This window comes from Nocardioides sp. (genome assembly GCF_035547795.1).
Lineage (GTDB): Bacteria > Actinomycetota > Actinomycetes > Propionibacteriales > Nocardioidaceae > Nocardioides.
This window is the reverse complement of sequence record NZ_DASZUF010000123.1, coordinates 1-23,062: the sequence shown is the minus strand read 5'-3', so window position 1 is coordinate 23,062 and position 23,062 is coordinate 1. Positions and strand designations below refer to the sequence as shown.

Annotated in this window: 23 protein-coding genes; 15 read left to right on the top strand and 8 right to left on the bottom strand. The window is 71.2% G+C overall.

Going from position 1 to position 23,062, the window contains the following annotated elements; translation table 11 throughout:
• Window positions 1-12: 12 nt before the first annotated feature.
• Window positions 13-915, bottom strand: coding sequence for a sterol desaturase family protein (locus VHA72_RS08515; RefSeq protein WP_325574210.1), 903 nt, complete (start codon window positions 913-915; stop codon window positions 13-15).
• Between the two features lie 73 nt (window positions 916-988).
• Between VHA72_RS08515 and VHA72_RS08510 the strand changes: the two genes are divergently transcribed.
• Genes VHA72_RS08510 through VHA72_RS08500 form a run of 3 tightly spaced genes read left to right on the top strand, consistent with a single transcriptional unit; the run spans window position 989 to window position 4,082 of the window.
• A complete protein-coding gene (locus tag VHA72_RS08510; RefSeq protein WP_325574208.1) occupies window positions 989-1,615 on the top strand; it encodes a TetR/AcrR family transcriptional regulator in 627 nt (208 codons plus the stop codon).
• The gene (locus VHA72_RS08505) at window positions 1,612-2,865 is read left to right on the top strand and encodes an alpha-hydroxy-acid oxidizing protein (RefSeq protein ID WP_325574206.1); all 1,254 of its coding nucleotides are present in this window, start codon (window positions 1,612-1,614) and stop codon (window positions 2,863-2,865) included. The genes VHA72_RS08510 and VHA72_RS08505 overlap by 4 nt, the downstream gene beginning before the upstream one ends.
• Window positions 2,862-4,082, top strand: a complete 1,221-nt coding sequence (locus tag VHA72_RS08500) for a YibE/F family protein (protein WP_325574204.1) — start codon at window positions 2,862-2,864, stop codon at window positions 4,080-4,082. The genes VHA72_RS08505 and VHA72_RS08500 overlap by 4 nt, the downstream gene beginning before the upstream one ends.
• Here VHA72_RS08500 and VHA72_RS08495 read toward each other — a convergent pair.
• Window positions 4,054-5,463, bottom strand: coding sequence for an MFS transporter (locus tag VHA72_RS08495; protein ID WP_325574203.1), 1,410 nt, complete (start codon window positions 5,461-5,463; stop codon window positions 4,054-4,056). The genes VHA72_RS08500 and VHA72_RS08495 overlap by 29 nt on opposite strands.
• A gap of 70 nt (window positions 5,464-5,533) precedes the next feature.
• On the opposite strand from VHA72_RS08495, the gene VHA72_RS08490 reads away from it, so the two are divergent.
• Window positions 5,534-6,127, top strand: a complete 594-nt coding sequence (locus VHA72_RS08490) for a TetR/AcrR family transcriptional regulator (RefSeq protein WP_325574201.1) — start codon at window positions 5,534-5,536, stop codon at window positions 6,125-6,127.
• Window positions 6,128-6,130: 3 nt separating this feature from the next.
• On the opposite strand, the gene VHA72_RS08485 is transcribed toward VHA72_RS08490, so the two are convergent.
• The gene (locus VHA72_RS08485) at window positions 6,131-6,955 is read right to left on the bottom strand and encodes a sigma-70 family RNA polymerase sigma factor (RefSeq protein WP_325574199.1); all 825 of its coding nucleotides are present in this window, start codon (window positions 6,953-6,955) and stop codon (window positions 6,131-6,133) included.
• Window positions 6,956-7,030: 75 nt separating this feature from the next.
• On the opposite strand from VHA72_RS08485, the gene VHA72_RS08480 reads away from it, so the two are divergent.
• Window positions 7,031-7,384 (top strand): VOC family protein, encoded by a 354-nt coding sequence (locus VHA72_RS08480; RefSeq protein ID WP_325574197.1) that lies wholly within the window; start codon window positions 7,031-7,033, stop codon window positions 7,382-7,384.
• A gap of 6 nt (window positions 7,385-7,390) precedes the next feature.
• Here the strand turns inward: VHA72_RS08480 and VHA72_RS08475 are convergent, their stop codons facing one another.
• Entirely contained in the window at window positions 7,391-8,383 is a 993-nt protein-coding gene (locus VHA72_RS08475) for an LLM class F420-dependent oxidoreductase (protein ID WP_325574195.1), read from the bottom strand.
• Between the two features lie 35 nt (window positions 8,384-8,418).
• On the opposite strand from VHA72_RS08475, the gene VHA72_RS08470 reads away from it, so the two are divergent.
• Entirely contained in the window at window positions 8,419-8,922 is a 504-nt protein-coding gene (locus VHA72_RS08470) for a mycothiol transferase (protein WP_325574193.1), read from the top strand.
• 1 nt (window position 8,923) lies between these two features.
• On the opposite strand, the gene VHA72_RS08465 is transcribed toward VHA72_RS08470, so the two are convergent.
• Window positions 8,924-10,231, bottom strand: coding sequence for an MFS transporter (locus VHA72_RS08465; RefSeq protein ID WP_325574191.1), 1,308 nt, complete (start codon window positions 10,229-10,231; stop codon window positions 8,924-8,926).
• Between the two features lie 138 nt (window positions 10,232-10,369).
• Between VHA72_RS08465 and VHA72_RS08460 the strand changes: the two genes are divergently transcribed.
• The 7 genes from VHA72_RS08460 to VHA72_RS08430 all read left to right on the top strand — a co-directional run bounded on the left by VHA72_RS08460 (window position 10,370) and on the right by VHA72_RS08430 (window position 16,781).
• Window positions 10,370-10,771, top strand: a complete 402-nt coding sequence (locus VHA72_RS08460) for a YciI family protein (protein WP_325574189.1) — start codon at window positions 10,370-10,372, stop codon at window positions 10,769-10,771.
• Window positions 10,768-11,139, top strand: coding sequence for a YciI family protein (locus tag VHA72_RS08455; protein WP_325574187.1), 372 nt, complete (start codon window positions 10,768-10,770; stop codon window positions 11,137-11,139). The genes VHA72_RS08460 and VHA72_RS08455 overlap by 4 nt, the downstream gene beginning before the upstream one ends.
• Window positions 11,136-11,465 (top strand): YciI family protein, encoded by a 330-nt coding sequence (locus VHA72_RS08450; RefSeq protein ID WP_325574185.1) that lies wholly within the window; start codon window positions 11,136-11,138, stop codon window positions 11,463-11,465. The genes VHA72_RS08455 and VHA72_RS08450 overlap by 4 nt, the downstream gene beginning before the upstream one ends.
• Window positions 11,466-11,472: 7 nt before the next feature.
• Complete coding sequence (locus VHA72_RS08445) at window positions 11,473-12,687, top strand: RNA polymerase sigma factor (protein WP_325574183.1); 1,215 nt, start codon at window positions 11,473-11,475, stop codon at window positions 12,685-12,687.
• A gap of 88 nt (window positions 12,688-12,775) precedes the next feature.
• Complete coding sequence (locus VHA72_RS08440) at window positions 12,776-13,708, top strand: nitrilase-related carbon-nitrogen hydrolase (RefSeq protein WP_325574181.1); 933 nt, start codon at window positions 12,776-12,778, stop codon at window positions 13,706-13,708.
• The gene (locus VHA72_RS08435; RefSeq protein WP_325574179.1) at window positions 13,705-14,733 is read left to right on the top strand and encodes an agmatine deiminase family protein; all 1,029 of its coding nucleotides are present in this window, start codon (window positions 13,705-13,707) and stop codon (window positions 14,731-14,733) included. The genes VHA72_RS08440 and VHA72_RS08435 overlap by 4 nt, the downstream gene beginning before the upstream one ends.
• Before the next feature lie 128 nt (window positions 14,734-14,861).
• Window positions 14,862-16,781: a M3 family metallopeptidase gene (locus VHA72_RS08430; protein WP_325574178.1), complete on the top strand. Its 1,920-nt coding sequence runs from the start codon at window positions 14,862-14,864 to the stop codon at window positions 16,779-16,781.
• Window positions 16,782-16,958: 177 nt separating this feature from the next.
• Here VHA72_RS08430 and mctP read toward each other — a convergent pair whose 3' ends face one another.
• The 3 genes from mctP to VHA72_RS08415 form a co-directional block, all read right to left on the bottom strand.
• Window positions 16,959-18,590: a monocarboxylate uptake permease MctP gene (mctP, locus tag VHA72_RS08425; protein WP_325574177.1), complete on the bottom strand. Its 1,632-nt coding sequence runs from the start codon at window positions 18,588-18,590 to the stop codon at window positions 16,959-16,961.
• The gene (locus tag VHA72_RS08420; RefSeq protein ID WP_325574175.1) at window positions 18,587-18,838 is read right to left on the bottom strand and encodes a DUF3311 domain-containing protein; all 252 of its coding nucleotides are present in this window, start codon (window positions 18,836-18,838) and stop codon (window positions 18,587-18,589) included. The genes mctP and VHA72_RS08420 overlap by 4 nt, the downstream gene beginning before the upstream one ends.
• 183 nt (window positions 18,839-19,021) lie before the next feature.
• Window positions 19,022-19,618, bottom strand: coding sequence for a YceI family protein (locus tag VHA72_RS08415; RefSeq protein WP_325574173.1), 597 nt, complete (start codon window positions 19,616-19,618; stop codon window positions 19,022-19,024).
• Between the two features lie 471 nt (window positions 19,619-20,089).
• Here VHA72_RS08415 and VHA72_RS08410 point away from each other — a divergent pair, with 471 nt between their 5' ends.
• Both VHA72_RS08410 and VHA72_RS08405 read left to right on the top strand, forming a co-directional pair.
• The gene (locus tag VHA72_RS08410) at window positions 20,090-21,862 is read left to right on the top strand and encodes a DEAD/DEAH box helicase (protein ID WP_325574171.1); all 1,773 of its coding nucleotides are present in this window, start codon (window positions 20,090-20,092) and stop codon (window positions 21,860-21,862) included.
• Window positions 21,863-21,910: 48 nt separating this feature from the next.
• The coding region (locus VHA72_RS08405; RefSeq protein ID WP_524538585.1) for a penicillin-binding protein 2 at window positions 21,911-23,062 on the top strand (1,152 nt) is incomplete at its 3' end.

The window sequence follows — 23,062 nt, the reverse complement described above, 5'->3', positions numbered from 1 at the left end:
GAGGCGATTGTGTCAGGCGACCTGCTCCGCTTCGCGGGCCTCGCCGGCCGGTGCCCAGCCGGGCGGCATGAACAGGTAGCCGAGCCGGTCGCGCCAGCAGCGCGCGTCGCGGACGTCGCGCCACAGCGCGGCGTAGTCGCCGTACTGGAGCTTGATCAGGTGGTAGGTCTCGACCGGGTGGGTCAGGCCGTACGTCGGGCGGAACAGCTCGGGCTGGAAGGTGCCGAACATCCGGTCCCAGACGATCAGGATGCCGGCGTAGTTCTTGTCCAGGTAGATCGGGTCCGAGCCGTGGTGCACGCGGTGGTGGCTGGGCGTGTTGAAGACCAGCTCGACCGGGCGGGGCAGCCGCTCGATGGTCTCGGTGTGGACGAAGAACTGGTAGATCAGGTTGATCGAGAACGCCAGGTAGACCCCCACCGGGGAGACGCCGAGCAGCGGCAGCGGCAGGAAGAAGAAGAACTCGAACCACGGGTTCCACTTCTGCCGTAGGGCGGTCGAGAAGTTCATGTACGTCGAGGAGTGGTGCGCCTGGTGTGCCGCCCAGCCGACTCGCGCACGGTGCACGAAGCGGTGGTTCCAGTAGTAGGCGAAGTCGACCAGCACGACGCTGATCAGCAGCCCCCACCAGCTGCTCGGCACGTGCCAGGGAGCCAGGTAGGTCCAGACCGCGATGTAGACCACGAACATCACCACCTTGACCACCGTGGTGCTGACCAGCGAGCCGACGCCCATCAGGATCGAGGTGCGGGCGTCCCGGCCGTCGTAGCCGGCCCGTTCGCGGCCGCCGGTCGCGAACGCGGTGTTGTCGTGGTCGAGCCACTTCAGCGCCGCCAGCTCGATGGCGATGGAGAGGAAGAAGAACGGGATCGCGTAGGTGATCGGGTTCTTCATCGGGTCGAGCATCTCGTGCATGGCGGTGACCTCCCATCCATATGACCTTTGAGTAAGTTACCGCAGAGTCAGATCACATCGCTAGTCTTTCGGCATGCCACGACCCAACGCCGGCACCAAGGGCGTGCCCCGGGCGGACCGCGAGGAGCAGATCCTCGAGACGGCCACCCGGCTCTTCGGCACCCTGGGCTTCGCCGCCACGTCGGTGGCAGCGGTCGCGGAGCCGATCGGCATCTCCAAGCCGATGGTCTACAGCTACTTCGGCTCCAAGGACCGGCTCTATGGCGCCTGCCTGCGCCGGGCCGGCGAGCAGCTCGCCGTGGAGATGGAGCGGATCGCCCGCACCGGCGTGGTGGGGCTGGAGCGTGGGCTGCGCACCTTGGACGGCATCTTCGTGCTGCTGGAGCCGCAGCCGTGGATGTGGCGGATGCTCTTCGACCCCACCGCGCCGCGCGAAGGCGAGGCGGCCGAGGTGATGGCGTCGTACACCGCTCGGATCACCGCCCTCGCCCACGAGGGCGTGGGGGAGCTGATGAGCCTGGTCGGCGTCACCGACGCCCTCGACGTCTCGGCGATGGTGTCGGTGTGGATCAGCATCTTCGACTCGCTGGTCGACTGGTGGCTCGACCACCCCGATCAGGACGCGGCGGCGATGACGCAGCGCTGCGTGCGGCTGTTCGCCGCCGTCACCCGCGCGGACCTGGGTAGCGTGCTCGCGTGAGCATCGGCCGCGATATCCAGGGCGGGATCTACCGCGCCGGCCTGTTCGGCGACCGGCCGGTGGTGCCGACGTCGTACGACGGGCTCGAGGCCGCCGCTCGCAAGGCGATGAGCCCGCAGGCGTGGGCCTACGTGCACGGTGGCGCCGGGCTGCAGTCGACCGTCCGAGCCAACCGCGAGGCCCTGGACCGGGTCCGGCTGGTGCCGCGCCACCTGCGCGACGTCGAGGACCGCGACCTGTCCGTGGAGGTGCTCGGCCGGCGCTGGCCCAGCCCGCTGGCGTTCGCCCCCATCGGCGTCCTGGAGATGGCCCACCCCGACGCCGAGTACGCCGTCGCCCGCGCCGCCCGCCGCCTCGGCATGCCGATGGTCATCTCCACCCAGGGCAGCGTGCCGATGGAGGAGACCGCCCGCGCGCTCGGCGACACTCCGCGGCTGCACCAGCTCTACTGGAGCCGCGACGAGACGGTGGTGCGCTCGTTCGTGGAGCGGGCCGAGGCGATCGGCTGTGACGCCGTCATGGTGACCCTCGACACCCACCTGCTCGGCTGGCGCACCCGCGACCTGGACCTCGGCTATCTGCCGTTCGCGCGCGCCGAAGGGATCGCCCAGTACACCTCCGACGCCGCCTTCCGCGCCCTCCTGCCGGGCCGCCCGAGGGGCGAGACCCCGCGGCCCTCCCCGCGCCAGCTGCCCGCCGCGTTGCGTGCGCTCGCCTCCATCCGCCGGCACTGGCCCGAGCGCGTCGGGCTCTCCGACCCCCGGCCCCGGGCCGCGGTCGAGACCTTCCTCGACGTCTTCTCCCGCTCCGACCTGACCTGGTCGGATCTGGCTCGGCTCCGCGAGATGACCAGGCTGCCGATCCTGGTCAAGGGTGTGCAGCACGCCGACGACGCCCGGCTCGCGGTCGAGCACGGCGTCGACGGGATCGTGGTCAGCAACCACGGCGGCCGCCAGGTCGACGGCGCGATCGGGTCGCTGGACGCGCTCCCCGGCGTGGTCGCGGCCGCGGGTGGCACACCGGTGCTCTTCGACAGCGGCATCCGCGGTGGCGCCGACGTGGTCAAGGCGCTCGCCCTGGGGGCCCGGGCGGTGCTGGTCGGACGGCCGTGGGTCTACGGGCTCGCGCTCGCCGGCGAGGACGGCGTCCACGCGGTGATGTCGCACCTGCTCGCCGACCTGGACCTCACCCTCGGCCTGGTGGGAGCCCGCCGCCTCGCCGACCTCGGCCCGGACCTGATCGCCCGATGACGAGCCACCGCGGCGGCAGGCGGCGCGCCGACACGCGCGGGCACGCCCACGGGCACGGCCACGGGCACGCCCACAGCACTGCCCCGGACGTGCACGTCGCCGCCGGCCCGCGGTTCGCGCTCCTCGGGATCCTCGCCCTGGTGGCGGTCGCGGTGGTGGTGGGCATCGTCGGCCTCTGGCCCGACCGCGCCGCGGTGCATCGGCTCGCGCACTCGCTCGACTTCGCCGCCCCGGGCGTGACGTTCCCACACGCCAGCGTGCAGGAGGTGCAGCCGGCCTGCGCGGCCGGCGCCCAGGCGACCCAGACCTGCGGCAATCTGCGGGTGAGGGTCGGCGGCACCACCGCGCTGGTGCCGGTGCCGCCCGAGGTCACCCACTCGGGGCTGAAGCGCGGCAGCAGCGTGCAGCTGCAGCGCACGCCGGGGTCGCCGCCGACGTACTCCTACTACTCGACCGACCGCTCCGGCACGCTGTGGCTGCTGATCGGGCTCTTCGTGGTGGTGGTGCTCGCGGTGGCGCGGCTGCGCGGCCTACTCGCACTGGTCGGGCTGGCCTTCGGCGGCCTCGTGGTGGGCGGCTGGCTGCTCCCCGGGCTGCTCGGCGGGCACTCGCCACCGCTGGTCGGGCTGGTCGGCTCCGCGGCGATCATGTACGTCGTCCTCTACCTCACCCATGGCCTCTCGCTGCGCACCAGCGCCGCGCTCGCCGGCACGCTCGCCGGGCTGGCCGTCACCGCCGGACTGGGGCTGGTCACGGTCCGGCTCTCCCACCTCACTGGCGTGGCCGACGAGGGCGGCTCCATCCTCACCTCGGTGGTCGGCCACCTGGACTTCCAGGGCCTGATGACGTGCACCGTCATCGTGGCCGGCCTGGGCGTGCTCAACGACGTCACCATCACCCAGGCCAGCGCGGTGTGGGAGCTGCGTGCCGCCGCGCCCGGGCTCACCCGCTGGCGGCTGTGGGCCGGCGCGATGCGGATCGGTCGCGACCACATCGCCTCGACGATCTACACCATCGTCTTCGCCTACGCCGGCACCGCGCTGACCACGCTGCTGGTCATCGAGCTCTACGACCGGCCGTTCCTGGAGCTGGTCGGCACCGAGCAGATCGCCGAGGAGGTGGTGCGTTCGCTGGTCAGTGCGATCGGGCTGGTTCTCGCCGTACCCCTGACCACGGCGGTCGCCGCCCTCACCGTACCGGGGCGCGCCGAGGAGTGAACAGCGCCGCGACCAGGGCGAGCGCGACGGCCCCCGAGCCGGTCAGCAGCGCGGGCCCGATCGCCCCGGCGTAGCCGTCCGGCGCGATGTGGCCGCCGCAGCTCTCGAAGACCGCGGTGAGCAGCGCGACGCCGAGTGCCACGCCGAACTCCCGGATCGTGGAGTTGGCCGAGCTGGCGATGGCGAAGTCGCCCTCCGGCAGCCCGTCGAGGACCGCGTTGGAGACCGACGGGAAGACCAGGCCCATCCCGACGCCGGCCATGACCAGCGCCGGCACGAAGGCGGAGTACGGCGAGCCGGCCTCGGTCAGCCCCGCGAACCAGGCCAGCGACCCCGCCTGCAGGGCGAGCCCGACCAGCAGCAGCGGCCGGACGCCGATCCGCCCGGCGAGCATCCCGGCCAGCGGCGCGACCACCATCGGCGCGGCCGTCCACGGCAGCGTCCGCACGCCGGCGCCCAGCGGGGTGTAGCCCTGGACCACCTGCAGGTACTGGGAGAGCAGGAAGACCGCGCCGAACATGCCGACGGTGAAGCCGAGGGCGACCAGGTTGGCGGTGGTGAAACTGCGGGAGACGAAGAGCCGCAGCGGGAGTACGGCGTCGGGCCGGCGGCGAGCCCAGCCGACGTACAGCGGAAGCAGCAGCGCGGCGATCACCAGCGGGGTCAGCACCCGGCCGGAGCCCCACCCGTCGTCGTTGCCGTGCACGATGCCCCAGATGCCGAGGAAGACGGCGCCGCCGATCATCAGCGCGCCGGCCAGGTCGAGCCGCTGCCAGGCGCCGCGCGACTCGCCCACCACGGCCAGCACCAGCGGCAGCGCGAGGATCGCGACCGGGACGTTGAGCCAGAAGATCGCCTGCCAGCTCACCCCCTGCACCACGGCGCCGCCGACGACCGGGCCGAGCGCCACGCCGAGTCCGGAGACGCCGCCCCAGATGCCGATCGCGGCCGGCCGCAGCCGATCGGGCACGTTGGCCGCGAGCAGGGTCAGCGAGAGCGGCATGATCGCCGCGGCGCCGAAGCCCTGCGCGGCCCGAGCCGCGATCAGCGTGCTGGAGGAGTCGGAGAGCGCCGAGCAGATCGAGGCCAGCGTGAAGATCGCGATCCCGGCGACCATCACGCGCCGGCGGCCGATCCGGTCGCCGAGGGTCGCGGCCGGGAGCATGAAGGTGGCGAACGCGAGCGTGTAGGCGTTCATGAACCAGGACAGGTCGCCGACGCTGGCGTGCAGGTCGGCCTGGATCACCGGCAGTGCGCTGGTCATCACCAGGTTGTCCAGGGTCGCCATGAACATCGGCAGGCTGACGGCGGCGATCGCCAGCCACAGCGGCGCGCGGCGGGCTCCGACGCGGGCGGCCCGGGGCTCGGTGAGGGTGCTCATGGCTCCTCCTCCTAAGTTGGCATCGAATGATTACTAAGACCTTAAGTAATCAACTGATAACATGTCAACCATGAGCGCCCGGATGCCTGCCGCAGAACGTCGTGCGCTGATCCTGGCGGCCGCGACCCGGGCCTTCGCCGCGAGCGGGTACGCCGGCACCAGCACCGACACCGTGGCCAAGGAGGCCGGCGTCAGCCAGCCCTACGTGGTCAGGATGTTCGGCACCAAGCTCGAGCTCTTCCTGGCCGTCTTCGGGCATGCCTGCGACCGGATCGAGGCCGCCTTCCGGGCGGTGCTGGAGGAGGGCCCGTTCGACCCCGACAGCGAGGACGACCTGCACCGCATGGGGCACGCCTACACCGAGCTGCTCGCCGACAGCGACTTCCTGCACGTGCTCATGCACGGCTTCTCGGCCAGCGGCGTCCCGGAGATCGGAGCGGCGGCGCGCGCGGGGATGGGCCGGATCTTCGCCGTACTGCGGGAGACCGGCTGGTCCGACGAGCAGGTCCGCGACTTCATCGCGCACGGCATGCTGCTCAACGTGCTGCTCACCATGGGCGCGTTCGAGGGCGCGATGGGCCCGCTGGCGCAGCTGGTGGCCGCCTGCACGTCACACCACGACGGGAGCGCCGAGGAGTTCGCCCGCGCGCACCACTGGCGCTGAGCCTCATCGGTTGGGGTTGGACGTACCGGAGATGTCCATCAGCTCGAGCGACACCGGGTCGGCGACCATGTCGATGTCGGTGATGAGGCCGTCGACCACGGTGAACAGGAACGCCACCTTGACTTCGCGGTGATGGATCCACGCGGCGCTGGCCCAGCCGTCCACGCTGACGGGCATCGCGCCACGGACGCCGTTGAACCGGTCGGCGACCGCCTCGCGGCCGGTCCGGACGTCGGCTCCCATCGCCGCGCCCACCCCGTCGGCATGAGTCGCGACGTCGGGAGCCAGCAGCTCGAGCAGCCGGGGCAGGTCGCCACCGCGGGCCGCGGCGAGAAAGGCGTCGACGACCTCGCGGTGCGCGGTGCGCTCGGCCTCCAGGTCGGCGCCGCGCAGCCGCCGCCGGGCCCGGGAGGCAAGCTGGCGGGCGGCCGCCTCGGAGCGGCCCAGCGTCGCCGCCACCTCGTCGAAGGGCACCGCGAACAGGTCGTGCAGCACGAAGGCGACCCGCTCCAGCGGCGAGAGCGTGTGGAGTACGACGAGCATCGCCGCGTCCACCCGATCGGCCAGCATCGCGTCCGCCTCCGGGTCGCTGGTGGAGACCAGCTCCTCGGAGAGCTCGACATGCCGCCGGGCGCGAACCTGGTCCAGGCACAGCCGAGTGACGACGGTGGTCAGCCAGGCGGCCAGGTTCTCCGGTGGCTCGGCGGTCGACGACAGTCGCAGCCAGGCCTCCTGAACCGCGTCCTCGGCGCCTGCCGGCGAGCCCAGGATGCGAGTGGCGATGGCCAGCAGCCGCGGCCGCTCCGCCTCGAACTCCTCCACGATCACGTTCACATCGTCCCCGACGTGCCGGCCGGCGGAAACGTGACGTCACAATTCCGGCCGCCGGTGCGTCGAGGGGCCATGAACACTGTTGCCACCCTCGTCCAGTCCGTCTCCGACCTCGACGCCGCGACCGCGCTCTACCGGGCGCTGCTCGGCACCGAGCCGCACACCACCACGCCGTACTACGTCGGCTTCGCTGTGTCCGATCCAGCGGGCGGCGGCCTCGAGATCGGTCTCAGCCCGGCCGGCGCCGACGGCGCCACCGCCCCGATCCCCTACGTCGGGGTTGACGACATCGAGGCGGCCGTCGCGGCCGTCACCGCCGCCGGCGCGACCCTGAAGCAGGCGCCGCACGCGGTCGGTGGCGGCACCACCATCGCCACCGTCACCGACCCCGACGGCGCCGTCCTCGGGCTGATCCACCGAACCTGACCGGTCTCACGACGGGGCCGCCGCCCGCAGCTTCTCCAGCAGCGGGCCGGCTGCCTCGGCGAGGAACCGCTCCTGCCCGTCGTCCCCGACCTGGACCAGCCCGACGTCGGTGAAGCCCGCCTCCCAGTACGCGCCGACGGCCGCCACGATCGCGTCCAGGTCGGGGCCGCACGGGATCGAGGAGGCGACGTCCTCGGGTCGCACGAACTGGCTGGCCGCGGCGAACCCGGCCGTGGTGGGCAGGTCGGAGTTGACGTTCCAGCCGCCGCCGAACCAGCGGAACTCCCGGTGCGCCCGCTCCACCGCCCGCTCCTGCGACGGGTCCCAGCAGATCGGGATCTGGCCGATCGCCCGGGCGCCACCTGGCTCGATGCGACGGGCGTCGGGGTCGGCGTTCCAGGCATCGACCAGCTCGGCCTTCGGCTCGACGGCGATCAGGTCGTCGCCGAGCGACGCGAACGCCTCGACGGCGCGGTCGCCGGCACAGGCCACCGCGATCCGGACCGGCTCCTCGGGCAGGTCCCACAGCCGGGTGGCGTCGATGTCGAAGTGGTCGCCGCGATAGGTGACCAGCGCGCCGCCGAAGAGCTCACGGATGATGTCGATCGCCTCGGCCAGCATTTCCTGGCGGGTCTCGAGCGCCGGCCAACCCGCGCCCACGGTGTGCTCGTTGAGGTTCTCGCCGCTGCCGAGGCCGAGGGTGAACCTACCGTCGCTGAGCAGGCCGAGGGTCGCGGCCTGCTGTGCCACCACCGCAGGGTGGTAGCGCATCGTCGGACAGGTCACGTAGGTCATCAGCCCGATCCGCTCGGTCTCCTGGGCGACCGCGCCCAGCACCGCCCAGGCGTACGGCGCGTGCCCCTGCTCGGTCAGCCACGGCGAGAAGTGGTCGCTGCACTGCAGGAAGTCGAAGCCCAGCTCCTCGGCCCGCTGGGCGTAGCCGACGAGCGCGCGCGGCCCGCTCTGCTCGGTCATCAGGGTGTAGCCGAAGTTCGTCATGGGGCCCGGTACCCCGCGCGCTAACGTCGAGTGGCATGACTCCCGCAGCGTTGCTCACAGATGGATTCGGCAGGATCGTCGAGGGCGGCACCGCCGTCGTCGAGGGGCTGACCGAGGACCAGCTCACCCGGCGCGTCGGTCCCGATGCCAACACCATCGCCTGGCTGGTCTGGCACCTGGCCCGGGTGCAGGACGCCCAGGTCTCCGAGGTCGCCGGCCACGAGCAGGTGTGGACCTCCCGGGGCTTCTACGACCGGTTCGGGCTGCCGTTCGGGCCGGAGGCCACCGGCTATGGGCAGAGCACCGAGGAGGTCGGTCGGGTCAGCGCACCGGCCGAGTTGCTCGCCGAGTACCTCCGCGCCACCCACGAGGCCACCGTGCGCTACCTGGGCGACGTCGAGGCCGCCGAGCTCGACCGGCTCGTGGACGAGCGCTGGGATCCGCCGGTGACGCTCGGCGTACGGCTGGTCTCGGTGCTCGAGGACGACGCCCAACACCTCGGCCAGGCCAACTACGTGCGCGGCCTGATCGGCGCCTGAGTCAGGCCTCCTGCGCGGCCGGCTCCACCGACAGCCGGTGCGTGACGCGGTAGCGGACGAACGTCGGCGCGAGGATCGCGCACAGCACCATCCCGACCACCACGAGCCCGCCTCCGCCGGCCGTCGTCGCGGCGGTGCCCACCACCGCGGCGACGCCGCCGTGGACCACGTCGGCGATCCGGGGACCGCCCGCGACCACGACGGTGAACACGCCCTGCAGGCGGCCTCGGACGTTGTCGTCGGCGGCCGACTGCAGGATCGAGCTGCGGATCGCGGCCGAAGCGACGTCGGCCGCTCCGGCGACCATCTGGAAGAACAGTCCCAGGACGAGCATCGGCATCCGCAGGCTCGGCGTCACCCACAGGGTGGCGCCGAAGAGAGCGATCCCCAGGCCCCACACGCTGATGCACCACAGCACGATCAGGCCCTGTCGCTCGGCGCGCGACATCCAGCCGGAGAAGACCCCGCCGATCACCGAGCCCGCCGGGATGGCGGCGTACAGCAGCGCGAAGACGATGCCGCCGTCGGCGGGTCCGAGGAAGGACTGGTGCGCGATCTGCGGGTAGAGCGCCCGCGGCATGCCGAAGATCATCGCGATCAGGTCGACCACGAAGCTCATCAACAGCACCGGCTGGGTGCGCAGGTAGACGAAGCCGTCGAGCACCGAGCGGAGGCCGGGCGCCTTGGTGCCAGCGCCCTCGACGGGCATCCGCGGCAGGAAGACCACCGCGTAGAGCGTGGCGAACAGCGTGATCGTGTCGATCAGGTACAGGTAGGTGTAGCCGGTGATCGGGATGAGCACGCCCGCCACCAGCGGGCCGGCGATCGCGCCGGCCTGGAAGACGGTCATGAACAGCGCGTTCGCGGCCGGCAGCAGGTCGAGCGGCAGCAGCTTGGGCAGCACCGCCTGACGGGTCGGCTGGTTGACCGCGAAGAACGCCTGCTGGACCGAGAACAGGCACAGCAGCAACCACACGTTGTGTGACCCGAGCGCCGACTGCAGCCAGAACAGTCCGCTGCTGACGATCAGGCCGAGGGTGGTGACCATGAGCATCTTGCGCCGGTCGAAGTGGTCGGCCAGGGCGCCGCCGTACAGGCCGAAGATCACCAGCGGGACCAGCCCGAACAGGCCGGTCAGGCCGACGTACGCCGAGGAGCCGGTGTCGGCGTAGATCTGGGCGGGGACCGCCACCACGGTGAGCTGGGCGCCGATCACGGTGATGATCTGGGCGATCCAGAGCCGCCGCACGTGGTGCTCGCGCAGCGGGCGGGTGTCCGCGACCAACGCACGCAGACTCAACGACGACACGGTTAGCAAAGGTAATGGTCAGTCGGTTTCTTCCCCGAATCGAGAGATTTCTTTGCGCCGCTGTCGTATCGGGACGGTGCCGTTCGTGATGAGGATGGACGGTGGCCACCGAGGCCGCCGCGCGACACAGGAGGACCGATGGCGGAGTACCTCATCTACTTCAACGACCAGTGGGTGCCCGACTACACCGCCGAGGAGCTGCGCGAGATCGCGACACAGACCCGCGCGCTCGTCGCCGAGATGAAGCAGGCCGGCGTGCTGTTGTTCACCGGTGGCCTCGATCCCGAGGCGCCGGTCTTCAGCGTCGACGCCTCCAGCGGTACCCCGGTCTTCACCGACGGCCCGTTGGTGGAGACCAAGGAGTACCTCGGCGGCGTGTGCGTCATCGAGGTGCCCGACGAGGACAGCGCCCGGAGGTGGGCTGGGCGGGTCGCGACCGCCTGCCGCTGGCCTCAGGAGGTGCGGGTGTTCTTCCGCCCGTTCCAGCTGCTGGAAGAGACCGACGGCCTCGCCGCCACGACGAAGGATGTGACCCGATGACGCAGTACCTGATCGCCACCTACGACAAGCCCGAGACCCGCTCGACCCCGGCTGCGCAGATGCAGCCGATCGTCGAGGCCGTCGGCGCCCTGATCGACGAGGCCCTCCAGACCGGCATCTTCGTCTTCGCCGGCGGGCTGCACGACCCGAGCGCGTCCACGGTGGTCGACCCGTCCGGGACGGTCACCGACGGACCGTTCCTGGAGTCCAAGGAGTGCCTCGGCGGCTTCACCGTCATCGACGTACCCGACCTCGACGCCGCCCTCGCGTTCGCCCGGCGGATGGCCGAGGCCTCCGGGCTCCCCCAGGAGGTGCGGCCGTTGCAGTCCGAGGAGGAGTTCACCGAGGCGATGGAGAGTCGCCGATGAGATACCTGATGCTGGTCCTGCGCGATCCCGAGATCGAGGTGACGCCAGAGGTGCTCGAGGCCGCGGGGCCGATCGAGGACTGGCTCGCGTACGCCGGGGATCGCCGGGTGCTGGGCAATCCGATCGCCGAGCCCGACCAGGGCCGGACCGTCCGCGTCCGCGCGGGTGAGGTGGTCCTCAGCGACGGCCCGTACGCGGAGACCAAAGAGTTCCTCGCCGGCTTCGACCTGCTCGAGTGCGACTCGCTCGAGGAGGCCGTCGACATCGCGTCGCGGCACCCGGTGGCGCACTTCGGCTCCCTCGACGTGCGTGCCTTCGCCGGATGAGGCACCCGTGAGCCGGGTCGAGGCGGTCTTCCGGGAGGTCTGGCCGGGCTTGGTCGCCACCCTGGTCCGCCGCTTCGGCGACCTCGACGTCGCCGAGGAGGCGGCCGGCGAGGCCATCGCGGCCGCGGTCGAGCACTGGGCGACCGGCGGGCTGCCGCCCAACCCGGGCGGCTGGCTCACCACCACCGCGACCCGCAAGGCCCTCGATCGGCTGCGTCGGGAGGCCAAGCGTGAGGCCAAGCATCAGGAGGCGGTCATGCTCGCCGTACCGCCGGCGCCGACCGGGCCCGTCGACGACGACACGCTGCGGCTGATGTTCGTGTGCTGCCATCCGGCGCTGGCGCCAAAGGCGCGGGTCGCGCTGACGCTGCGGCTGGTCGCCGGCCTCTCCACCGCCGAGATCGCGCGCGCCTTCCTGGTCCCGGAGCCGACGATGGCTCAGCGCCTGACCCGGGCCAAGCGCAAGGTGCGCGACGCCCGGATCCCGTTCCGGACGCCGGCGCGCGAGGATCTCGCCGAGCGGATCGGCGGCGTGCTGGCGGTGGTCTACCTCGTCTTCAACGAGGGCTACCTCGCCGGCACGGGCGAGGATCCGATCCGGGCGGACCTGACCGCCGAGGCGATCCGGCTGGGTCGGTTGCTGCGGGATCTTCTCCCCGACGACGGCGAGGTCGCCGGTCTGCTCGCCCTGATGCTGCTCACCGAGGCGCGCCGCACGGCGCGGCTGAGCGCCTCCGGTGAGCTGGTGATGCTCGACGAGCAGGACCGTGGCGGCTGGGACCGTGCGCTGATCGCCGAGGGCCAGGCGCTGGTCGCGGAGCGGGTCGCGGCGTCGTACCGCGGTGAGCCGCCGGGCCGCTACCAGCTGCAGGCGGCGATCGGCGCCGTGCACACCAGCGCGCCGGAGTTCCGGGCGACCGACTGGTCACAGATCGTGCAGCTCTACGACCGGCTGCTCGTCGTCGACCCGAGCCCGGTGGTGGCGCTCAACCGGGCCGTGGCGGTCGCGGAACTGGACGGCCCGGCGGTGGGGCTCGCGCTGGTCGACGGGCTGCCGCTGACCGGCTACCACGCCTGGCACGCGACCCGGGCCGAGCTGCTGCGTCGGCTCGGCCGCTCGGCCGACGCCAGAGCGGAGTACGACGCCGCGATCGGGGCGACCGCCAACGCCGCCCAGCGGCGTTACCTGGCCCGCCGGCGGGGGAGCCTGGCGGACATGTAACACGCTGTTGAGTGCACTGGAAGGCCGTTGCAACGACCTTCCAGTGCGGTGGACAGCGTGTTACATGGCCCGGTGGCATGATCCGGGCATGCGTGTGATCACCGCGGCGCCGGTGGCGCCGTACCTGAAGGCGGATGACGGCCCGCGTCCGAGCGTGCGGGTGGGGCTGGTGCAGCACCGCTGGCACCCCTCCCGCGCCGACCTGATCGCGGAGCTGTCCGACGGCATCGCCGCGGCGGTGGGCGAGGGTGCGCAGGCGGTGTTCCTGCCGGAGCTGACGCTGTCGCGCTATCCCGCCGACGTGCGCGCGAGCGGAGTGCCGAAGCAGGACGCCGAGGAACTGCTGGGAGGCCCGACGTACGCCTTCGCCGCCGAACAGGCGAGGCGGCATGGCGTGGTCGTGCACGCGAGCCTCTACGAACGGCCGGTGCCCGACGACGCGCCGGAGGACCCGCGCGGCTACAACACCGCCATCGCCGTCGACCCCACCGGGGCCATGATCGGCCGCACCCGCAAGACCCACATCCCGATCACGGCGGGCTACTACGAGGACACCTACTTCCGACCCGGTCCGGCGGTCGACCCCTACCCGGTCTACGACGTGGCCTCGCTCGGGGTGCGGCTCGGCCTGCCGACCTGCTGGGACGAGTGGTTCCCCGAGGTCGCCCGCGCCTACGGGATCGCCGGCGCCGACATCCTGGCCTATCCCACCGCGATCGGCTCCGAGCCGGACTTCCCCGACTTCGACACCGCGCCGCTGTGGCAGAAGGTGATCGTCGCCAACGGCATCACCTCCGGGCTGTTCATGGTGGTGCCCAACCGCTGGGGTGACGAGGGCAGCCTCACGTTCTACGGCACGTCGTTCATCTCCGATCCGTTCGGGCGGGTGCTCGTCGAGGCACCCCGCGACGAGTCGGTGGCACTGGTCGCCGACCTCGACCTGCGCTCGCGCACCGAGTGGCTGGAGCTGTTCCCGTTCTTCACCACCCGCCGCCCCGACACGTACGGCGCTCTCCTGTGACCTACCTGATGCCGGCCGAGACCGCGCCCCAGGACCGGCTCTGGCTGGCGTTCCCGACCGGCGGCTACACGCTCGGCTCGACAGCGGAGTCGGCCGAGGAGGCCCGCCGTACCTGGGCCGCCGTGGCCAACGCCGCAGCCGACTTCGAGCCGGTCACCGTCGTCGTCGATCCCTCCCAGGCGGCGATCGCGCCGCGCTACCTCAGCCGCGAGGTGGACATCGTGGAGGCGCCGCTCGACGACGCCTGGATGCGCGACATCGGCCCCACCTTCGTGTACGACGAGGAGCGCCTCGCGGCGATCGACTGGGTGTTCAACGGCTGGGGCGCGCGGGACTGGGCGACGTGGTCGCGCGACCAGCTGATCGGGCGGTTCGTGGCCGCGCGCGCCGGCGTACCGGTGGTGGCCTCGGCGCTGGTCAACGAGGGCGGCGCCATCCAGGTCGACGGCGAGGGCACCGTGCTGGTGACCGAGACCGTGCAGCGCGGCGAGGGCCGCAACCCGCAGCTGTCACGGGCCGAGATCGAGGCGGAGCTGGCCCGCACCATCGGCGCGCGCAAGGTGATCTGGCTGCCGCGCGGCCTGACCCGTGACTACGAGGAGTTCGGCACCCGGGGGCACGTCGACATGGTAGCGACCATGCCCTCGCCGGGGGTGCTGCTGCTGCACGCCCAACCTTCGCCGGAGCACCCCGACTACGCCGTGATGGCGCAGCTGCGGGCCCAGCTGGCCGAGGAGACCGATGCCGCCGGCCGGCGCTTCGAGATCGTCGAGCTGCCCGCCCCCGCCGTACTCCGTGACGGGGACGGATGGGTCGACCACAACTACGTGAACCACGTCGTGGTCAACGGCGGCGTGCTTGCCTGCGCCTTCGGCGACCCGACGGCCGACGCCCGGGCTGTCACGATCCTGGCCGATGCCTACCCCGGCCGGTCGGTGGTCTCCCTCGACGCCCGCCCGCTCTTCGCCCGCGGTGGTGGGATCCACTGCATCACCCAGCAGCAGCCGGCGCCCCGGCGCTTGTAACACGCTGTCCACCGCACTGGACGGTCGACGCGTCGACCGTCCAGTAGCGCCAACAGCGTGTTACAGCAGCCAACAGCGTGTTACAAGCCCCCCGCCAAGCAACCTCACCCCCGTGGCAGGCTGTCCCCATGACGTCGCCCGAGCCGCTGACCCTGCCCGACGCCGACTCCGCCGAGTCCTGGATCAACGACCGCGCCGCGGCCGCGCTGGCGCGGGCCCGTGAGCTCGCCGAGGGGCTCAAGGCGCAGCCGCCCGCTGACGCCCTGACCACCCTGCGGATCTGGGACGACGTCTCCCTGGCACTGCACGGCACCTCGGGACTCGCCAGCCTGCTCGCCAACGTCCACCCCGTCGAGGCGGTGCGCACCGCGGCCGAGGCAGCCGAGCTCGAGGCGCAGAAGCTCTCCACCGAGCTCTCCCAGGACGCCGAGCTCTTCGCCGTCTTCGACGCGCTCGACATCGACGGTCTCGACCCGTTGGCGGCACGCTTCCTCACCAAGGTCCTGCTCGACTTCCGCCGGGCCGGCGTCGACAAGGACGACGCCACCCGCGCGCGGTTGAAGGAGATCAACGAGCGGCTGATGGAGCTCGACCAGGAGTTCTCCCGGATCGCCCGCGACGACGTCCGCAGCGTCAAGGTCGGCCCGGACCGCCTCGGCGGCCTGCCGCAGGACTTCGTCGACGCGCACCCGGTCGGCGAGGACGGCCTGGTCACCATCACCACCGACTACCCCGACTCGCTGCCCGTCTTCGAGTACGCCGACGACGCCGACCTGCGGCTCGCGCTGCGCACCGAGTTCCTCAACCGCGGCTACCCGGCCAGCGACCCGGTGCTGCACGAGATGTTCGACCTGCGGCACGAGTTCGCCACCACGCTGGGCTACAGCGACTGGGCGTCCTACGACGCCGAGGTGAAGATGATCGGGTCCGGCCCGGCGATCCCGGAGTTCATCGACAAGATCGCCGACGCCGCCCGCGAGCCCGGCCGGCGCGATCTGGCGATCCTGCTGGAGCGCTACCGCCAGGACTACCCCGACGCCGAGCGCGTCCCGCTCGCCGACGCCGGCTACTACCGCAACCTCGTCTTCGCCGACCGGTTCGATCTCGACACCCAGCTGGTGCGCACCTACTTCGACTTCGCCAAGGTCCGCGCCGGCCTGCTCGACGTCACCGGGCGGCTCTTCGGGGTGCGCTACCAGCAGGTGGACGTGCCGGTTTGGCACCAGGAGGTCACGGCGTACGACGTGGTCCGGCTCGCCGACGAGAAGACGCTCGGCCGGATCTACCTCGACCTGCACCCGCGCGAGGGCAAGTACAAGCACGCCGCGCAGTTCGACCTCGCGCCCGGCGTCGCCGGGAAGTCGGTGGCCGAGGGCGTGCTGGTGTGCAACTTCAGCCGCAAGCTGATGGAGCACGACCACGTGGTGACGCTCTTCCACGAGTTCGGCCACCTGGTGCACCACATCCTCGGCGGCCAAGGGGAGTGGACCCGCTTCGCCGGCGTCGCCACCGAGTGGGACTTCGTCGAGGCGCCCTCGCAGATGCTCGAGGAGTGGGCCTGGGACCCGACCGTCCTGGCCAGCTTCGCGACGAACGAGGCGGGCGAGCCGATCCCGGCGGAGCTGGTGGCGAAGATGCGCGATGCCGAGGAGTTCGGCAAGGGCTACCTGACCCAGACCCAGACGATGTACGCCGCGGTCTCCTACTGGTACCACCAGAACCGGCCGGCAGACCTGACCGCGACGATGGTCGAGCTGCAGGAGCGGTACGCGCCGTTCCCCTACATCCCCGGCACCCACTTCTATGCCGCGTTCGGCCACCTGGGCGGCTACTCCTCGGCGTACTACACCTACCAGTGGTCGCTGGTGATCGCGAAGGACCTGTTCAGTGCGTTCGACCCGGCTGACCTGTTCGATCCGGAGGTCGCCGGCCGCTACCGCGACAAGGTGCTCGCGCCCGGCGGCTCCAAGGACGCGGCCGACCTGGTCGAGGACTTTCTCGGCCGGCCGTACTCTTTCGACGCCTACGCCGCCTGGCTGGCGCGCTGAGCCCGCCAGCCCGCCGCCCCAAAGTGTCACCGTGACACTTTGGGGGGCGAGTGACACTTCGCAACTGTCACCCACGACGCCAAGTGTCACGGTGACAGTTTGCGAACTATCACCGTGACACTTTGGCGGCCGCCGCGGGCGACCAGACGAGCGCGAGCAGGCAGCGCCAGAGCGCCCTCAGTGGGCCGGCTGCACCGGATTGAGCTCCGGCTCGACGCCCTCGTCCCCGATGTCGGCGACGTAGTCCTCGGGCCGGGTGCCGTCCACGCCGTCGGGAACCCGCAGCGCACGCAGGACGACGGTGCCCACCACCGCGACCACCACGTTGAGGATGAACGCCGTGATCGCGATGTAGATCCCCGTGTGCGTGCCCGGGAAGACGTGCACCGACGAGCCGAAGTGCGCCTGCGTCGGCGACGGCGTGTCGTAGGCGACCCAGGTGCCGTAGACCATCGACGCCAGCCACCCGGCGAGCAGCGCCCAGCGATGGAACCAGCGTGTGTACAGGCCCGCCACGATCGCCGGGAAGGTCTGCAGGATCCATACGCCGCCCAGGAGCTGCAGGTTGATCGCGAAGCTCTTGTTGAGCGCGAGCACGAAGATCAGCGCGCCGAACTTCACCACCAGCGACACCAGCTTCGCCTGCCGGGCCTCCTGCACCGGGGTGGCGGCCCGGTTGATGAACGCCTTGTAGATGTTGCGCGTCCACAGGTTCGCGGCCGCGATCGACATGATCGCCGCCGGCACCAGCGCCCCGATGACGATGGCGGCGTACGCGACCCCGGCGAACCACGACGGGAACTGGTCCTCCATCAGCTGCGGGATCGCCAGCTGGGCGTTGGGCGGGTTGCCCACCTTGACGGCCGCGGCGACCGCGACGAAGCCGAGCAGGGCCAGCAGCCCCAACAGGAAGGAGTACGCCGGCAGCAGGGCGGCATTGCGCCTGATCACGCCGCGGTTGCGGGTGGAGAGCGCGCCGGTGACCGAGTGCGGGTACATGAACAGCGCCAGCGCCGAGCCGAGCGCCAGGGATGCGTAGGCCCACTGGCCCACCCCGGTGGCTGGGAAGACCCCCTTGGTGGCGGGCTGACCGGCGGCGGCCGCGGCGGCGTTGCTGCTGTCGAAGTTGCTCTTCACGGTGTGGAACACCTGACCCCAGCCGCCGAGGTGGTGGGGGATGTAGATCACGGCGACGATGATCACGAGGTAGATCAGCGTGTCCTTCACGAAGGCGATCAGCGCCGGCGCCCGCAGACCCGAGGAGTAGGTGTAGGCGGCCAGGATCAGGAACGCGATGAAGAGCGGCAGGTCCTTGAGGAACCAGTTCCCGCTACTGGGCTGCAGGCCGAGCACCTGGAGCACCACCTGCATGCCGACCAGCTGGAGCGCGATGTAGGGCATGGTGGCGACGATGCCGGTCGCGGCGACGGCCAGCCCGAGGCTCTTGCTGCCGTACCTGCCCTCGACGAAGTCGGCCGGCGTCACGTAGCCGTGCCGGTGGCTGACCGACCACAGTCGCGGCAGGAACGCGAAGACCATCGGATAGATGATGATCGTGTAGGGCACCGCGAAGAACCCGGTCACCGAGCCGGCGAACAGCGTCGCGGGCACGGCGATGAAGGTGTACGCCGTGTAGAGGTCGCCGCCGATGAGGAACCAGGCGATGAACGTGCCGAAGCCGCGGCCGCCGAGTCCCCACTCGTCGAGGCTGTCCATCGTCTTCGCCCGCCGCCAGCGGGCGGCGGCGAAGCCCATCACGGTGACGAGCAGGAACAGGAAGAGGAAGACTCCGAAGGCGACGCCGTTCATCGGGAGCCCCCGTTCCTCATCCCCCGTGCGGCGCGGTCTCGCCGGTACGCCTCCTTGGCCAGGAAGTAGGCGCCGGTGGTCAGCACCGCCGCCCAGATCACCAGCAGGAACTGGAACCAGAAGAAGAACGGGAAGCCCCACAGGGTCGGTGTGGTCCTGGCGTACACGGGCACCAGCAGCGGGGGCACCGCTGCCACGACCAGCAGGATCCCGGTGAGGACCCACAGTCCGGTACTTCGAGCGTTCATGCTCACCTCCGAGTCGGCTGTCAGAAACGGCGTGACTGTAGTCACATCGTGCGACCGGGAGGGGCTACCCGCACGGAGGCGCGCGCGGCAGTCGCCGAGCGGTGGCGGGAGTACGACGAGCGGGTCCGACGACGCCGACGGGCGCGGCTCCGGATGGATCCGCGCCCGTCGGGAAGGAGTCGCTCAGGCGGTCTTGATCGCCGAGACGTCGAACTCCAGCTTGATCTTCTCGCTGACCAGCACGCCGCCGGTCTCCAGCGCGGCGTTGAAGTTCAGGCCCCAGTCGGAGCGGTTGATGGCGGCGCTGCCCTCGAAGCCGGCGCGGGTGTTGCCGAACGGGTCCTTGGCGGTGCCGGTCTCCTCGAAGACCACCGTCACCGGCTTGGTCACGCCCTTGATGGTCAGGTCGCCGGTGATGGCCCACTCGTCGCCGTCGCGCTCGACGTTGGTGGAGACGAAGGTGATCTCCGGGTGGGCGGAGTCCTCGAAGAAGTCGCCCGAGCGCAGGTGCGCGTCGCGGTCGGCGTTGCCGGTGTCGATCGACTCGGCCTTGATGGTGAGCGAGACGGTCGAGTTGGCCGGGTTGGCGGTGTCGATGTGCGCGGTGCCGCTGAAGTCGTTGAACTTGCCACGCACGGTGGTCACCATCGCGTGCCGGGCGCTGAAGCCGATGTGGGTGTGCGCGGGGTCGATCGTGTAGTCGCCGCTGAGGTCCTCGATGACGGAGGTCGGCGCGTCGAAGACGGGAGTCTCGGCGGCCTTCTTGCTGAAGATGCCCATGGGTTGCTCCTGAAGCCTAGTAGTTGAAACTTCGACCACCATAGCCACCGAGGTCGGCGATTTCATTCCTCGCGCGGAGAAATCTTTGCCGAACGCACGACGAAGCCGCGGTCCCGAGGGACCGCGGCTTCGAGGCGCGCCATGCGCGCAAGGCTGGGAGCCGGTCAGGCTGCGTGTGCGCCGGCGTGAGCGTGCGAGTCGGTCGACCAGACCGCCTGCAGCTGCGTCCGGCCCTGCGCGTCGACGACCGGGACCCAGTGCATGACCGGTCGGGCAGACACCGCGGATTCCTGCATCGGACACCTCCTGTTCACTTTCCGTTCACCCAAGATACGCCGGCCGGTCACCAAAAGCCAGCTCCGGACCGGGTCGGCGGCGCGGCGGCGTGACCGGTCCCACCGCGCCGAGGAATGAATGTTCACTCCGCGGGCGCACTACCGTTGTGGAGTGAGCAGTGACGAGACTCAGCCCATGACTGGCGTGCCGACCTTCGGCGAGCTCGGCCTGTCCGACGCCGTACTCGCTGCCGTGACGGCCGCCGGCTACGAGACGCCTTCGGCGATCCAGGCGGCCACCATCCCGCCCCTCCTCGCCGGCGACGACGTCGTCGGCCTGGCGCAGACCGGCACCGGCAAGACCGCCGCGTTCGCGCTGCCCATCCTCTCCCGCCTGGCCCTGGACCAGCAGGCGCCGCAGGCGCTCGTGCTCGCCCCCACCCGCGAGCTGGCGCTGCAGGTCTGCGAGGCGTTCGAGCGGTACGCCGCCACCATGCCCGGCGTTCGCGTCCTCCCCATCTACGGCGGCCAGGGCTACGGCCCGCAGCTGTCCGCGCTGCGCCGCGGCGTCCACGTCGTCGTCGGCACGCCCGGCCGGATCATGGACCACCTCGACAAGGGCACCCTGGATCTGTCGCAGTTGCGCTTCCTGGTGCTCGACGAGGCCGACGAGATGCTCAATATGGGCTTCGCCGAGGACGTCGAGACGATCCTGGCCGAGACCCCCGACGAGAAGCAGGTCGCGCTGTTCTCGGCGACCATGCCCGCGCAGATCCGGCGGCTGTCGAAGAAGTACCTGCACGACCCGCGCGAGATCCAGGTCAAGTCGGCCACCAAGACCAACGCCAACATCACCCAGCGCTACCTGATGGTGTCCTACCCGCAGAAGGTGGACGCCCTCACCCGCATCCTCGAGGTGGAGAACTTCGAGGGCATGATCGTCTTCGTCCGGACCAAGTCCGAGACCGACACCCTCGCCGAGAAGCTGCGCGCCCGTGGCTTCAGCGCGGCGGCGATCAACGGCGACGTCGCCCAGAACGTCCGCGAGAAGACCGTCAACCAGCTCAAGGACGGCTCGTTGGACATCCTGGTCGCCACCGACGTGGCCGCCCGCGGCCTCGACGTCGAGCGCATCTCGCACGTGGTCAACTACGACCTGCCCACCGACCTGGAGGCCTACGTCCACCGGATCGGGCGCACCGGCCGGGCCGGCCGCAAGGGTGACGCCATCTCGTTCGTCACCCCGCGTGAGCGCTACCTGCTCAAGGCGATCGAGAAGCACACCAAGGCCGCACCGGCCGAGATGCGGCTGCCCAGCGTCGACGAGGTCAACGCGACCCGACTGGGTCGCTTCGACGACGCCATCACCGCGGCGCTGGCCGAGACCGAGAAGGTCGACTTCTTCCGCGACGTGGTGGCGCACTACGTCGCCGAGTTCAACGTGCCGGAGGTCGACGTCGCCGCCGCGCTCGCGGTGGTGCTGCAGGGCGACGAGCCGCTGCTGCTGGAGGAGCTGCCCGAGCCGGAGGTACGCCGGCCCAGCCGCGAGCGCGACCGCGCGCCTCGTGAGAGCGGTCGCTCCCGGAACACCGGCCAGCCGCTGGCGACGTACCGGATCTCGGTCGGCAAGCGGCACCGCGTCGAGCCCCGGCAGATCGTCGGCGCGATCGCGAACGAGGGCGGCCTGCGCCGCGGCGACTTCGGCAACATCACCATCCGGCCCGACTTCTCGCTGGTCGAGCTGCCCGCCGACCTCGCGCCGGAGACCTGGAGGGCGCTGGAGAGCACCCGGATCAGCGGCAAGCTCATCGAGCTCCGCCTGGACGAGGGAGCGCCCGGGCGGCGTACCTCCCCTCGGGAGTACGGCGAGCGTCGGCGCCGCCGGCCCGAGCGCGACGGCGGGTTCGACAAGGGGTCGGACAAGGGGTCGGACAAGGGGTCGAAGAAGCCCCGCCACAAGCGCTCCTGAGCGCCTCGCGCCCGCGCCTTGTCGGTCGTCCCTGGTAGAAACCACTGCATGAGGCGTGTGCTGCTCGGGTTGATCCCCCTCGCCCTGGTGCTGACCGGGTGTGGGGGTGGTGGTGGCGTGCCGGAGCAGGTCCGCGACCCCGCCAGCAACGTCGGCGCGCTCGCCGCCGCCTTCAACGGCGAGCTGAGCTTCACCAAGGTGAAGTTCGTCGCCGGCACGACGACGGCGAGCGTCAAGGCCGACTACCAGCGCATCGTCGCCGGCATGAGCGGTCTCAAGCCGGAGGTCAAGGCCATCGGCAGCACGCTGAGCTGGACCTGGCCGCTGCACGGCGGCGACTGGACCTACACGACTCAGGTGTCGGGTGGCTCCGACGACCCGATCAGGTGGTCGCCAACGCTGGTGAACAAGACCCTGACCGACCCGAAGGCGACGCTGCGCGCCGCGACGGTCGAGCCCAAGCGGGGCGACATCATGGGCGCCGGCGGCCATGCGCTGGTCACCAACCGCCCGGTGGTGGTCTACGGCATCGACAAGGCCAAGGCCGGCAAGCCGCACCGGGCGGTGAGGTCCGCCGCGCTGCTGGCGCAGCGGCTGGGGATCGACGTGGCGGCGTACACCAAGCTGGTCAAGGCGGCCGGGCCGCAGCAGTTCGTGCAGGCGATCACCTACCGCGCCGGCGAGGCGCCGCTGAGCGACGCGCAGGTGGCGCAGATCCCCGGTGCCAGCGCGATGCACACCGACGCTCCGCTGGGCCCGACCAAGGGCTTCGCCGCGCCGATCCTGGGCAGCGTCGGGCCGGTCACCGCCGAGATGGTGAAGAAGGACCCGACCCGCTACCACCCCGGCGACGTGGCCGGGCTCAGCGGCCTCGAGGCTCGCTACGACGACCAGCTCCGCGGTGAGCCGGGCACGGTGGTCGACCGAGTGGCCGGTGACGGCACCATCACCCAGATCTTCAACACCGCGCCGGTCGACGGCACGCCGCTGAACACCACCCTCAGCCTGCGGCTGCAGACGCTCGCCGAGAGCCTGCTCGCCCACGTGAAGCCAGCCAGCGCGCTGGTGGCGCTGCGGCCCAGTACCGGCGACGTCCTGGCCGCCGCCAACGGGCCCGGCAACGGCGGGATCAACCTGGCGACCTACGGGCGGATGCCGCCGGGCTCGACGTTCAAGACCGTCGACTCGCTGGCGCTGCTG

Bases quoted from the DNA above. Each gene is read 5' to 3' on its own strand.
- VHA72_RS08480 (WP_325574197.1), top strand. From the start codon at position 7,031: ATGAACACTGTTGCCACCCTCGTCCAGTCCGTCTCCGACCTCGACGCC.
- VHA72_RS08475 (WP_325574195.1), bottom strand. From the start codon at position 8,383: ATGACGAACTTCGGCTACACCCTGATGACCGAGCAGAGCGGGCCGCGC.
- VHA72_RS08440 (WP_325574181.1), top strand. From the start codon at position 12,776: ATGCGTGTGATCACCGCGGCGCCGGTGGCGCCGTACCTGAAGGCGGAT.
- mctP (WP_325574177.1), bottom strand. From the start codon at position 18,590: ATGAACGGCGTCGCCTTCGGAGTCTTCCTCTTCCTGTTCCTGCTCGTC.
- VHA72_RS08455 (WP_325574187.1), top strand. From the start codon at position 10,768: ATGACGCAGTACCTGATCGCCACCTACGACAAGCCCGAGACCCGCTCG.
- VHA72_RS08415 (WP_325574173.1), bottom strand. From the start codon at position 19,618: ATGGGCATCTTCAGCAAGAAGGCCGCCGAGACTCCCGTCTTCGACGCG.
- VHA72_RS08500 (WP_325574204.1), top strand. From the start codon at position 2,862: ATGACGAGCCACCGCGGCGGCAGGCGGCGCGCCGACACGCGCGGGCAC.
- VHA72_RS08490 (WP_325574201.1), top strand. From the start codon at position 5,534: ATGAGCGCCCGGATGCCTGCCGCAGAACGTCGTGCGCTGATCCTGGCG.
- VHA72_RS08450 (WP_325574185.1), top strand. From the start codon at position 11,136: ATGAGATACCTGATGCTGGTCCTGCGCGATCCCGAGATCGAGGTGACG.
- VHA72_RS08510 (WP_325574208.1), top strand. From the start codon at position 989: ATGCCACGACCCAACGCCGGCACCAAGGGCGTGCCCCGGGCGGACCGC.
- VHA72_RS08460 (WP_325574189.1), top strand. From the start codon at position 10,370: ATGGCGGAGTACCTCATCTACTTCAACGACCAGTGGGTGCCCGACTAC.
- VHA72_RS08495 (WP_325574203.1), bottom strand. From the start codon at position 5,463: ATGAGCACCCTCACCGAGCCCCGGGCCGCCCGCGTCGGAGCCCGCCGC.
- VHA72_RS08430 (WP_325574178.1), top strand. From the start codon at position 14,862: ATGACGTCGCCCGAGCCGCTGACCCTGCCCGACGCCGACTCCGCCGAG.
- VHA72_RS08410 (WP_325574171.1), top strand. From the start codon at position 20,090: ATGACTGGCGTGCCGACCTTCGGCGAGCTCGGCCTGTCCGACGCCGTA.
- VHA72_RS08420 (WP_325574175.1), bottom strand. From the start codon at position 18,838: ATGAACGCTCGAAGTACCGGACTGTGGGTCCTCACCGGGATCCTGCTG.
- VHA72_RS08470 (WP_325574193.1), top strand. From the start codon at position 8,419: ATGACTCCCGCAGCGTTGCTCACAGATGGATTCGGCAGGATCGTCGAG.
- VHA72_RS08515 (WP_325574210.1), bottom strand. From the start codon at position 915: ATGCACGAGATGCTCGACCCGATGAAGAACCCGATCACCTACGCGATC.